The sequence below is a fragment of the Nonomuraea sp. NPDC052116 genome, from assembly GCF_040680035.1.
GTDB lineage: Bacteria > Actinomycetota > Actinomycetes > Streptosporangiales > Streptosporangiaceae > Nonomuraea > Nonomuraea angiospora_A.
The window spans coordinates 164,281-176,023 of sequence record NZ_JBFAWA010000027.1 but is presented as its reverse complement, the minus strand read 5'-3'; the positions used below and the strand labels follow the sequence as shown (position 1 = coordinate 176,023).

Genomic DNA, 11,743 nt, shown 5'->3' with positions numbered 1-11,743 from the left:
GGGGCAGCGTGACCGGCGGGGGCAGCGTGACCGGCGGGGGCAGCGTGACCGGCGGGGGCAGCGTGACCGGCGGGGGCAGCGTGACCGGCGGGGGCAGCGTGACCGGCGGGGGCAGGGTGTGGGTGTTTGTGCTGGTCGAGTGGCTGGTGTTGCCTCCGGTGCTGCTGCTCGCCGTGTCGCAGCTCGTGACCCCCGTCTACGTGGACCGGTACCTGTTCGTGACCGCCCCCGCGCTGGCGCTGCTGGCGGGGCTCGCCGTGGCGGCCCTGCCCCGGTTCCAGGTGGTGGCCGCGGTCGTGGTAGTGCTGCTCGGGTGCGCGCTGTCCGTTCAGGAGCACGTCACGGTACGCGAGGAGAACGGCCGTTTCGAGAACATCCCCTGGGCGTTGCGCGTGATCAAGGCCGAGCCCGACGACGCGATCGTGTACGGCCAGAGCCAGCTCCGCACCGGATTCGAGTACTACGCGGACTCTTTGATGCCGGTCGACGTGCTCAAGACCGGGGAAGCGCCCTTGCCCGACGGGTTCGGGTATCCGGAGCGGCCCGACGCGGCGGCCGCGCTGGACGGGCGTGAGCGGGTGTGGGTGGTGTGGCGCGGGAGCAAGCAGTCGGGCCTCGACGGTGACGCGGTCCCGCGGGTCGCCGAGGTGGTGAAGGCGGGGTTCAAGCTGAGCCTGGCCAAGCACTCCGCCGATCTGCCGGGGCTGACGGTGGCGCTGTTCGTCCGCCGCTGACGCGCCGCACGGAGACCTCACGGAGACCGCGGCCGGCGTACCAAACGGAAACGGGCTCTTCCTCAGCCGGGGAAGAGCCCGCGATGATCACGCGAAGGTCAGCCGACCTCGACGCCGCCGATCGACTTCTTGCCACGCCGGAGCACCATGAAGCGCCCGTGCAGCAGGTCCTCGGAGCCGGGTACGTACGCCTCGTCCGTGATCTTGACGTTGTTGAGGTACGCCCCACCCTCCTTCACCGCCCGCCTGGCCGCCGACTTCGACTCGACCAGGCCGCTGTCGGCCAGGAGGTCGACGAACGGCGTCCCGAGCGCGGGAACCGTGGCCTTCGGCACCTCGGCCAGCGCCGCCCCCAGCGTGGAGGCGGGCAGGTCCTCCAGCTCACCCTGTCCGAAGAGCGCCTTCGAGGCCGCCACGACCGCGTCGAGCTCCTGCTTGCCGTGGAGCAGCTCGGTGAGGTCCTCGGCGAGCGTCCGCTGCGCCTCGCGGGCGAAGGGGCGTTCGGCGACGGCCTTCTCCAGGGCCTCGATCTCCTCGCGGGTCTTGAAGGTGAAGACCTTGAGGTAGTGGATCACGTCACGGTCGTCGGAGTTGAGGAAGTACTGGTAGAAGGCGTAGGGCGAGGTCATCTCCGGGTCGAGCCAGAGGGCGCCGCCCGCCGTCTTGCCGAACTTGGTGCCGTCGGCCTTCGTGATCAGCGGCAGGGTGAGCGCGTGGACGTGCCCGCCCTCGATGCGGCGGATGAGGTCGGCGCCCGCCGTGATGTTGCCCCACTGGTCGCTGCCGCCGATCTGCAGCGTGCAGTTGTGGCGGCGGAACAGCTCCAGGTAGTCGTTGGCCTGAAGGATCTGGTAGCTGAACTCGGTGTAGCTCAGCCCCTCCCCCTGCAGCCGCGCGGAGACCGACTCCCTGGCGAGCATGCGGTTGACCGGGAAGTGCTTGCCGATGTCGCGCAGGAAGTCGATGGCGCTCAGCTCGCCGGTCCAGTCGAGGTTGCTGACCAGTTGGGCGGCGTTCGGCTGGACCTCGAAGTCGAGGAAACGTCCGACCTGGCCGCGCAGGCGCTCCACCCACTCCGCGACGACCTCAGAGGCGTTGAGCGAGCGCTCGGTGTTGCGCCCGCTCGGGTCGCCGATCAGGCCGGTGGCGCCGCCGACCAGGCCGATCGGGCGGTGCCCGGCGAGCTGGAGGCGGCGCAGCGTGAGCAGCGGCACGAAGTGGCCGACGTGCAAGGAGGCAGCGGTGGGGTCAAAACCGGAATAGACCGTGATCGGGCCCTTGGCCATGGACGCGCGCAGGGCGTCGAGGTCGGTGGACTGGGCGATAAGCCCTCGCCACGCGAGGTCATCGAGAATGTCGGTCACGGTGCCGGCTTTCCGTAGAGACGTTGGACGTTGAATAGTGCAAGCGTGCCCGATCGCCCGGGTTCGCCGCCACTTGGATACGCTCTGTCTCCATGTGGAGGGTCCGTCGCGAGCTGGCTGTTTTCAAGATTTTAGGGGCTCTTGCGTGTGCTGGGCTCGCCGTCTACTGGTGGGTCGCCGGCGACGTCCGCGGTGTGATCCTGGCCGTGCCGGCAGCCGTGCTGGTAGGCGGGATGGGGCTGCGTGATCTGGTCGCCCCCGTACGGCTGGCGGCCGATCAGAGCGGGATCACCGTGGTGCACGGGTTCGCGGGCAAGCGGCATGTGCCCTGGGAGGCGATCCGGGACGTCAAGGTCGACGTGAGCAGGCGATGGGGGCGGCGGAGCGAGCTCCTGGAGATCGACACCGGCGACAACCTGCACATTTTCAGCCGTCACGACCTCGATGCCCCTCCCACCGAGGTGGCCGCGGCGTTGCGGCGGCGGGGCACGTGACCGCGGTAGGGCGACACGGTCGGGTCACCGTCGATCCAGAACCGCCACGGCGTGTCCTTGGCGGTCGAGATGCCGGTACGCGGGCCTGACCTGATCGACTCCGCCTCCACCGGGCGGCCCTCCAGCATGGCCGCGGCTCCGTGCGGGACCCCGGTCAGCCGACGGTCGGCCGCGAAAGAGGCCCCGGCGATCGCGTCGAGGCCGTTGTGCTCGCGGAGCAGGCCGAGGGCGACGGCCAGCCTGGCCGGGCCGCGCGCGAGGTCCCGGTCGGGAATCACCCGGCCGCTCGCGGCCGGGCCATTGCCTGAAGGCGTAGAGCCGTCGCCTGTGGATGTGCGACCGGTGCCCGGGGAGGTGCGCCGGGCGCGGGCCTCGTCGATGCCCGCCACCACCTCGCCCCCGCGCAGCAGCACGGCCGAGCCGAAGCCCTCGGGCAGGCACACCAGGTTCGCGCAGAAGTGCATGCCGTACGTGAAGTACACGTACAGGTGCCCCGGCGGGCCGAACATCACCGCGTTACGCGGCGTCTTGCCCCGATAGGTGTGCGCCGCCGGGTCCTCGCCGGGGCCGCCGTACGCCTCGACCTCGGTCAGGCGCACGGCGACGGGGCCGTGCACGAGCACACGCCCGAGCAGCTCGGGCGCGACCTCGTGCGACGGCCGGTCGAAGAAACCCCGCGGCAGCGCGGCGGAGCTCAGATCCCCGCTGCCCATGCCGCCTGCGCGTCGACCGCCTCCCGCAGCGCGACGAGCTGGTCGCGGACGCGGTCCGGCGCGGTGCCGCCGTGGGCCTTGCGCGCGGCCAGGGCGCCGGGCACGTTGAGCACGTCGCGGACGTCGGGCGTCAGGTGCGCCGACACCTTGATCAGCTCCTCGTCCGTGAGGTCGCCCAGGTCCTTGTCGTTGACCTGGCACCACACCACCAGGTGGCCGACCGCCTCGTGGGCCTCGCGGAACGGGACCCCGCGGCGGACGAGCAGCTCGGCCAGGTCGGTGGCCAGCGCGAACCCGTCGGGAGCCGAGGACTCCATGCGGGCGGTGTTGACCCGCATGGTCGCGACCAGCCCGGCCACCGCCGGCAGCACCAGGAGCAGCGTGTCGACCGCGTCGAAGACGGGCTCCTTGTCCTCCTGCAGGTCGCGGTTGTAGGTCAGCGGCAGGCCCTTGAGCGTGGTCAGCAGCGACATCAGGTTGCCGATGAGGCGCCCGGACTTGCCGCGGGCCAGCTCGGCGACGTCGGGGTTCTTCTTCTGGGGCATGATCGACGAGCCGGTGGAGTAGGCGTCGTCCATCTCGATCCAGCGGAACTCCTGCGAGGCCCACAGGACGATCTCCTCGCCCAGCCGCGACAGGTGCACGCCGATCATGGCCGCGTCGAACAGGAACTCCGCCGCGAAGTCACGGTCGGAGACGGCGTCCATCGAGTTGGGCGCGGCGGCCGCGAAGCCGAGCTCCTCGGCCACGGCCTGCGGGTCGAGCGGCAGCGACGAGCCCGCCAGCGCGCCGGCGCCGAGCGGGGAGATCGCGGCGCGTTTGTCCCAGTCGGTGATCCGGTCGATGTCCCGGGCGAAGGCGTGCACGTGGGCCAGGAGCTGGTGGCCGAACGACACCGGCTGCGCGTGCTGCAGGTGGGTCATGCCGGGCGCGGCCGTCTCGGCGTGTTGCTCGGCCTGGGCCATGAGCGCCGTCTCCAGCTCGACCAGGCGGGAGACGACCGTGCGGGCGTGATCGCGCAGGTAGAGGCGCAGGTCGGTGGCGATCTGGTCGTTGCGCGAGCGCCCCGCGCGGAGCTTGCCACCCAGCGAGCCGAGCCGCTCCAGCAGGCCGCGCTCCAGCGCCGTGTGCACGTCCTCGTCGGCGACCGTCGGCCGGAACTCGCCCGCCTTGCAGGCGCGCTCCAGGTCGTCGAGCGCGCCGATCATGCGCTCGAGCTCCTCGTCGCTCAGCAGCTCCGCCCTGTGCAGCACGCGGGCGTGCGCCCTGGACGCGGCCAGGTCGTACGGCACGAGCCGCCAGTCGAAGTGCACGCTCACCGACAGCCGGGCCAGCGCGTCGGACGGGCCGCTCTCGAAGCGCCCACCCCACAGCCGCATCGGCTTGCCATCACTCACCGTTGTCTCCTTCGTGACCATGTCCATGGTCGCACCCGCTTCGGGACCCGTTGGCATCGTTCCTCGTTCTCTCGCCCCGAGCTCCTGTGCTCCGGCGCGACCATAGTGCACGTCAGCCCTTCTTGGCGTCCCGTGCGGCGGCGATCTTAGTAGGGAGGGAGAACAGCTGGACGAACCCTTTGGCCAGCGACTGGTCGAACGTGTCGCCGGTGTCGTAGGTGGCCAGCGAGAAATCGTACAGAGAATCCTCCGAGCGGCGGCCGGTGACAGTGGCCCGGCCGCCGTGCAGCGTCATGCGGATGTCGCCGGAGACGTGCTTCTGCGACTCGGCGATGAGCGCGTCGAGGGCGCTCTTGAGCGGCGAGAACCACAGGCCGTCGTAGACGAGCTCGCCCCACCGCTGGTCCACGCCGCGCTTGAAGCGGGCGAGGTCGCGTTCGACGGTGACGTTCTCCAGCTCCATGTGCGCGGTGATGAGGGCGACGGCGCCGGGCGCCTCGTACACCTCGCGCGACTTGATGCCGACCAGGCGGTCCTCGACCAGGTCGATCCGGCCGACGCCGTGCGCGCCCGCGCGCCGGTTCAGCTCGTCGATGACCTGGTACGGCGTCAGCGCCCGCCCGTCGATCCCGACCGGGACGCCCTGCTCGAACGTGATGACGACCTCGTCGGCCTCGCGCGGCCGGGCCGGGTCGTCGGTGTAGGCGTAGACGTCCTCGGTGGGGCCGTTCCAGATGTCCTCGAGGAAGCCGGTCTCGATGGCGCGGCCCCAGAGGTTCTGGTCGATGGAGAACGGGTTCTTCTTCGACGTCTCGATGGGCAGGCCCCTGGCCTCGGCGTACTCGATGGCCTTGTCGCGCGTCCAGGCGAAGTCGCGGGCGGGCGCGACGATCCTGAGGTCCGGGGCGAGGGCGGCCAGGCCGGCCTCGAAGCGGACCTGGTCGTTGCCCTTGCCGGTGCAGCCGTGCGAGACGATCGTGCCGCCGAACCGCTTGGCCGCCGAGACCAGGTGCTTGACGATCAGCGGGCGCGACAGCGAGGAGACCAGCGGATAGCGGTCCATGTAGAGGGCGTTGGCCTGCAGCGCGGGTACGCAGAAGTCGGCGGCGAACTCCTCCTTGGCGTCCACCACGACCGACTCGACCGCGCCGCAGTCGACGGCCCGCTGCTGGATCGCCTCCATGTCCTCGCCGCCCTGGCCGAGGTCCACGGCGACGCATATGACCTCGGCTCCCATCTTCTCGGCGAGGTACGGGATGGCGACCGAGGTGTCCAGGCCGCCGGAATACGCGAGCACTACCCTTTCGGACATTACATATCTCCGGATATCAGATCTTGGCCACGTGGCGGGCTAGCCGCGCCGGTCGGCCACTCTCAGCAGCGCGTCCGCGACGGCCTGGCCGCCCGCCGGATCGCGGCTGATCACGAGGATCGTGTCGTCGCCCGCGACCGTGCCGAGGATCGACTCCCAGTCGGCGTGGTCGATGGCGGAGGCCAGGAACTGGGCCGCGCCCGGCGGGGTCCGTACGATGACCAGGTTGGCCGACGCCTCGGCGCCGACCAGCAGTTCCTCGGCGATGCGGTGCAGTCGCGCGGCCGGGCTCTCGCCGGTGCCCAGCCGGGTGAGCGGGATCCGGGCCCCGCCCTCGCCGGGCAGGGCGTAGACCAGGGATCCGTCGTCGGCGCGCAGCTTGAGCGCGCCGAGCTCATCGAGGTCACGCGAGAGCGTGGCCTGGGTGACCTCGACGCCGCTCTCGGCCAGCAGCTTGGCCAGCTCCGGCTGGGAGCGCACGGCCTGCCGCTGCAGCAGGTCGGTGATCTTCGCCTGCCGCGCCGCCTTGGTCATGGGAATCATCATCGATGGGACACCAGCCAGTGGAGGAGCGCCTTCTGGGCGTGCAGCCGGTTCTCGGCCTGGTCCCACACGGCGCTCTGCGGGCCCTCGAGGACCTTGGCGGTGATCTCGTAGTCGCGGTAGGCGGGCAGGCAGTGCAGCACGATCGCGTCGGGCGCGGCGTGCTCCAGCAGCTCGGAGTTCACCTGGTACGGCATGAGCGCGGCGACCCGCTCCTCCTTGCCGTCCTGGCCCATCGACACCCACGTGTCGGTCGCGATCACATGAGCGCCCTGGGCGGCGGCCACCGGGTCGGACAGCGCGATCACCGAGCCGCCCGTCCTGGCGGCGATGGCGGCGGCCTGGTCGAGGATGACCGCGTCGGGCTGGTAGCCGGCCGGGGCCGCGATCCGCACGTGCATGCCGGCGGTGGCCCCGCCGAGCAGGTAGGAGTGGGCCATGTTGTTGGCGCCGTCGCCCAGGTAGGTGAGCGTGACGCCGGCGGTCCGGCCCAGCCTCTCCTGGACGGTCTGCAGGTCGGCCAGGATCTGGCAGGGGTGGAACTCGTCGGTGAGCGCGTTGACGACCGGCACCCGGGAGTGGGCGGCCATCTCGTCGATGAGCTCCTGCCCGGCGGTCCGCCACACGATCGCGGCGACCTGCCGGTCGAGCACCCGGGCGATGTCGGCGGTGGGCTCGCCGCGGCCCATGAGGACCGAGACGTTGTCCACGATCAGCGGCAGGCCGCCGAGCTCGCCGATGCCGGTGTGGAAGGAGATGCGCGTGCGGGCCGACGGCTTGTCGAACAGGACCGCGACCGTCTGCGGGCCCTCGAACGGGCGGTAGCCGAACCGGTCCTTCTTCATGGCCGCGGCGAGGTCGAGCACCTCCGCCTGCTCGGCGGGCGTCAGGTCGTCGTCCCTCAGGAAGTGGCGAGTCACTTGGCCGCCTCCGCGAGGATCGCCGGGTACGTGGCCAGGAACTTGTCGATCTCCTCCGCCGTGACCACCAGCGGCGGCGCGATGCGTACGGCGTCCGGCTGGAGGGCGTTGACCAGGAAGCCGGCGCTCTGGGCGGCGCTCTGGACCTCGGCCGAGCGGGGCTCGCTCAGCACGGTGGCCAGCCAGAGGCCGCGCCCGCGCACGCCCTTCAGCAGCGGGTGCCGCATCGACTCCAGGCCGGAGCGCAGCCGCGCGGAGGCCGACTTGACGTGGTCGAGGTCGAGGTTGTCGAGCACGGCCAGGGCCGCGGCGCAGGCGACCGGGTTGCCGCCGAACGTGGAGCCGTGGTCGCCCTTGGCGAACAGCTTGCCCGCGTCGCCGAACCCGATGCACGCGCCGATCGGCAGCCCGCCGCCCAGGCCCTTGGCCAGGGTCAGGATGTCGGGCGTGACGCCGTCGGCCTGGTGCGCGAACCAGTGGCCGGTGCGGCCGATCGCGGACTGGATCTCGTCGGCGACCAGGAGGGCGCCCGTGGAGTCGCAGATCTCGCGGGCCGCCTCGAAGTAGCCCTCGGGCGGCGGCACGACGCCGGCCTCGCCCTGGGTGGGCTCCAGGAAGACCGCGATGCAGTCGCCGGTCACGGCCTCCTTGAGCGCGGTGGCGTCGCCGTACGGGACGAAGCGGACGTCGATCGGGAACGGGCCGAACTGGTCGCGGATCGACGGCTTGCCGGTCAGCGACAGCGCTCCGATCGTGCGGCCGTGGAAGCCGTTCTCGGCGGCGACGAAATAGGAGCGGCCCTCGCGCTTGCCGTACTTGACGGCGAGCTTGTAGGCGGCCTCGTTGGCCTCGGTGCCGGAGTTGGCGAAGAAGACCTTGCCCGGGGCGTTGAGCAGGTTGAGGAGCTTCTCGGCGAGCAGCACCTCGGGCTCGTGCAGAAACAGGTTGCTGGTGTGCGCGATCGTGGCGACCTGCTTGGAGACGGCCTCGACCAGGGCGGGGTGGGCGTGACCGAGCGAGCTGGTCGCGATGCCGCCGATGAAGTCGAGGTATTCGTTGCCGTCCACGTCCCAGACGCGAGTGCCCTCGCCTCGTGCCAGCGCCACCGGCGGCACGCCGTAGTTGGGCATGAAGGCATTTTCGAACCTCTTGTACAGGCTCATCAGGGCACCACCATCGTTCCGATTCCCTCGTTGGTGAATATTTCCAGCAGCAGTGAGTGCGCCACGCGGCCGTCGAGCACGTGAGCCTGCGGGACGCCGCCCTGGACCGCGGTCAGGCAGGCCTCCATCTTGGGGACCATGCCGCTGGACAGCGTCGGCATCAGCGTCTCGAGCTCGTCGGCGTCGAGCTGGTCGATCACGTCGGTGTCGTCGGGCCAGTTGGCGTACAGGCCTTCGACGTCGGTGAGGACGATCAGCTTCTGCGCCTCGAGCGCCACAGCCAGCGCGGCCGCGGCGGTGTCGGCGTTCACGTTGTAGATCTGCCCGTCGTCCCCGCGCGCCACGCTGGAGACGACCGGGATGCGGCCGTTGTCGATCAGGGCCCGCACCGCGCCCGGGTCGACCTTGATGATCTCGCCGACCTGGCCGATGTCCACGGGCTCGCCGTCCACGATCGCGTGCTTGCGCACGGCCGTGAACAGGTGGGCGTCCTCGCCGGACATGCCGACGGCGAACGGGCCGTGCCGGTTGACCAGGCCCACGATGTCGCGGTTGACCTGGCCGACCAGGACCATCCTGACGACCTCCATGGCCTCCGGCGTGGTGACCCGCAGCCCGGCGGTGAACGTCGACTCGATGCCCAGCCTGGCGAGCGCGCTGCTGATCTGCGGGCCGCCGCCGTGCACGACGACCGGGCGTAGGCCCGCGTGCTGCAGGAAGACGACGTCCTCGGCGAAGCCCGCCTTGAGCGACTCGTCGGTCATGGCGTTGCCGCCGTACTTGATGACGACGGTCGCGCCGTGGAAGCGGGTCAGCCAGGGCAGCGCCTCGATCAGCGACTCGGCCTTGGCCTGCGCGCTGAGGGACCTCACGAGGAGTACGCCGAGTTCTCGTGGACGTATTCGGCCGTCAGGTCCGTGGTGTGCACCGTCGCGGTGTGCGGGCCGGCCGACAGGTCGATCGTGATCGTCACGTCCCTGGGGCGCATGTCCACCTTGGAGCGGTCGTCGCCGACCGCGCCGCCGCGGCAGATCCAGATGCCGTTGATGGCCACGTTCAGGCGGTCGGGCTCGAACACCGCGTCGGTGGTGCCGACGGCGGCCAGGACGCGGCCCCAGTTGGGGTCCTCGCCGTGGATGGCGCACTTGAGCAGGTTGGAACGCGAGACCGCGCGGCCGACCTTGACCGCGTCGTCCTCCGAGTCGGCGCCGACGACCTCGATGGCGATGGCCTTGGAGGCGCCCTCGGCGTCGACCAGGAGCTGCCTGGCCAGGTCGGCGCAGACCTCGTGGACCTTCTGCTCGAACTCGGCGAGGTCCGGCTTGACGCCGGCGGCGCCGCTGGACAGCAGGAGCACGGTGTCGTTGGTGGACATGCAGCCGTCGGTGTCGAGGCGGTCGAACGTCCTGGCCGTGGCCTTGCGCAGCGCGGCGTCGAGCTCCTCGCCGGTGAGATCGGCGTCCGTGGTGATCACGCACAGCATCGTGGCCAGGGAGGGGGCGAGCATGCCCGCGCCCTTGGCCATGCCGCCGACCATGTATCCGCTGCCCCGCCGGAACGAGATCTTGGAGACGGTGTCCGTGGTGCGGATGGCGTCGGCGGCGGCCAGGCCGCCGTCGCGGGAGAGCTGGCCGGCGGCGGTCTCGACGCCTGCCAGCAGCGCGTCCATCGGCAGCCGCTCGCCGATCAGGCCGGTGGAGCAGACCGCGACCTCGCCCGCGGAGTCCTGGAGCGCCTCGGCCACCTTCTCGGCGGTGGCGTGGGTGTCCTGGAAGCCCTGGGGACCGGTGCAGGCGTTGGCGCCGCCGGAGTTGAGCACGACCGCTCGCAGCCGCCCGCCGGACAGAACCTGCTGCGACCACAGCACGGGGGCGGCCTTCACGCGGTTGGCGGTGAAGACGCCCGCGGCGGCCCTGCTGGGCCCGTCGTTGACGACGAGGGCCAGGTCACGGGCGCCGCCGGACTTGATCCCGGCGGCGATGCCCGTGGCCCGAAAACCGAGTGGTGCGGTAACGCTCAAGGTGCGACTCCTGTCAGGGGAAGGCCGAGCTCTTCTGGGAGGCCGAGTGCGAGGTTCACGCTCTGGACGGCACCTCCGGCTGTGCCCTTGGTGAGGTTGTCGATGGCGATGACGGCGACCACGCGGCCCGCGCGCTCGTCGAGCGTCACCTGCAGGGCGGCGGTGTTGGCGCCGTAGGTCATGGAGGTGGCCGGCCACGTGCCCTCGGGCAGGAGCTTGACGAACGGCTCCTCCTTCAGCGCGACCTCGTACGCCGTCCGCAGCGCCTCCTTGGTGAGGCCGGGCGCGGCCGGGGCGCTGCAGGTGGCGAGGATGCCGCGGCTCATGGGTGCCAGCGTCGGGGTGAACGAGACGCGGACCGGGGCGCCGGCGACGGCCGACAGGCCCTGCTCCATCTCGGGAGTATGCCGGTGGACGCCGCCCACGCCGTACGCGCTGACCGAGCCCATGACCTCGCTGCCGAGCAGGCTGGGCTTGAGCGACTTGCCGGCGCCGCTGGTGCCGCTGGCGGCCACCACGACCACGTCCGGCTCGGCCAGGCCCGCGGCGAACGCGGGCGACAGGGCCAGCAGGACGGAGGTCGGGTAGCAGCCGGGGACCGCGATGCGGGTGGCCGACCGCAGGACCTCCCGCTGGCCGGGCAGCTCGGGCAGGCCGTAGGGCCAGGACCCGGCGTGCTCGCCGCCGTAGAACTCCTGCCAGGCGGCCGGGTCGGTGAGCCGGTGGTCGGCGCCGCAGTCGACGACGATCGTCTCCGCGCCGAGCTGGGCGGCGACGGCGGCCGAGTGGCCGTGCGGCAGGGCGAGGAAGACGACGTCATGCCCGGCCAGCGTGTCGGCGACGGTGTCCTCGATGATCCGGTCGGCCAGTTGCGGCAGGTGAGGCTGGTGGGCGCCGAGGCGGCTGCCCGCACTGGACGCCGCGGTGAGCGCGCCGATCTCGAACTCGGGGTGCCCGAGCAGGAGGCGGAGCAACTCTCCTCCCGCGTAGCCGCTGGCCCCCGCGACCGCTGCCCTCATTCCGCCCTCTCTCCTGCATATTCATGCATCATTGCTCATGACCTTACTGTGAAGATAATGCACT

The 11,743-nt window shown here is 71.3% G+C and carries 11 protein-coding genes and 1 pseudogene; 2 read left to right on the top strand and 10 right to left on the bottom strand.

Annotated elements, in window-relative coordinates:
* Positions 1-734: pseudogene (locus AB0L65_RS41625) on the top strand (hypothetical protein); the annotation flags it as partial.
* A 98-nt stretch (positions 735-832) separates the two neighbouring features.
* Here the strand turns inward: AB0L65_RS41625 and tyrS are convergent.
* The gene (tyrS, locus tag AB0L65_RS41620) at positions 833-2,098 is read right to left on the bottom strand and encodes a tyrosine--tRNA ligase (protein WP_350727247.1); all 1,266 of its coding nucleotides are present in this window, start codon (positions 2,096-2,098) and stop codon (positions 833-835) included.
* 92 nt (positions 2,099-2,190) lie between these two features.
* On the opposite strand from tyrS, the gene AB0L65_RS41615 reads away from it, so the two are divergent.
* Positions 2,191-2,592, top strand: a complete 402-nt coding sequence (locus tag AB0L65_RS41615) for a PH domain-containing protein (RefSeq protein WP_364257609.1) — start codon at positions 2,191-2,193, stop codon at positions 2,590-2,592.
* On the opposite strand, the gene AB0L65_RS41610 is transcribed toward AB0L65_RS41615, so the two are convergent.
* From AB0L65_RS41610 to argC, 9 genes are all read right to left on the bottom strand, one after another.
* Complete coding sequence (locus AB0L65_RS41610; protein WP_364257606.1) at positions 2,532-3,305, bottom strand: DNA-3-methyladenine glycosylase; 774 nt, start codon at positions 3,303-3,305, stop codon at positions 2,532-2,534. The genes AB0L65_RS41615 and AB0L65_RS41610 overlap by 61 nt on opposite strands.
* Positions 3,287-4,723, bottom strand: a complete 1,437-nt coding sequence (gene argH, locus AB0L65_RS41605) for an argininosuccinate lyase (RefSeq protein ID WP_364257638.1) — start codon at positions 4,721-4,723, stop codon at positions 3,287-3,289. Before argH ends, AB0L65_RS41610 begins: the two co-directional genes overlap by 19 nt.
* A 91-nt stretch (positions 4,724-4,814) precedes the next feature.
* Positions 4,815-6,014, bottom strand: coding sequence for an argininosuccinate synthase (locus tag AB0L65_RS41600; RefSeq protein ID WP_364257603.1), 1,200 nt, complete (start codon positions 6,012-6,014; stop codon positions 4,815-4,817).
* Positions 6,015-6,053: 39 nt separating this feature from the next.
* A complete protein-coding gene (locus tag AB0L65_RS41595) occupies positions 6,054-6,560 on the bottom strand; it encodes an arginine repressor (RefSeq protein ID WP_350727243.1) in 507 nt (168 codons plus the stop codon).
* On the bottom strand, positions 6,557-7,477 hold the full coding sequence (gene argF, locus AB0L65_RS41590) for an ornithine carbamoyltransferase (protein ID WP_364257600.1): 921 nt from the start codon (positions 7,475-7,477) through the stop codon (positions 6,557-6,559). The genes AB0L65_RS41595 and argF overlap by 4 nt, the downstream gene beginning before the upstream one ends.
* Entirely contained in the window at positions 7,474-8,640 is a 1,167-nt protein-coding gene (locus AB0L65_RS41585) for an acetylornithine transaminase (protein WP_364257597.1), read from the bottom strand. Before AB0L65_RS41585 ends, argF begins: the two co-directional genes overlap by 4 nt.
* On the bottom strand, positions 8,640-9,512 hold the full coding sequence (gene argB, locus AB0L65_RS41580; RefSeq protein WP_364257594.1) for an acetylglutamate kinase: 873 nt from the start codon (positions 9,510-9,512) through the stop codon (positions 8,640-8,642). Before argB ends, AB0L65_RS41585 begins: the two co-directional genes overlap by 1 nt.
* Positions 9,509-10,660 (bottom strand): bifunctional glutamate N-acetyltransferase/amino-acid acetyltransferase ArgJ, encoded by a 1,152-nt coding sequence (gene argJ, locus AB0L65_RS41575; RefSeq protein WP_364257591.1) that lies wholly within the window; start codon positions 10,658-10,660, stop codon positions 9,509-9,511. The genes argB and argJ overlap by 4 nt, the downstream gene beginning before the upstream one ends.
* A complete protein-coding gene (gene argC / locus AB0L65_RS41570; protein WP_364257588.1) occupies positions 10,657-11,679 on the bottom strand; it encodes an N-acetyl-gamma-glutamyl-phosphate reductase in 1,023 nt (340 codons plus the stop codon). The genes argJ and argC overlap by 4 nt, the downstream gene beginning before the upstream one ends.
* Positions 11,680-11,743 lie beyond the last annotated feature (64 nt).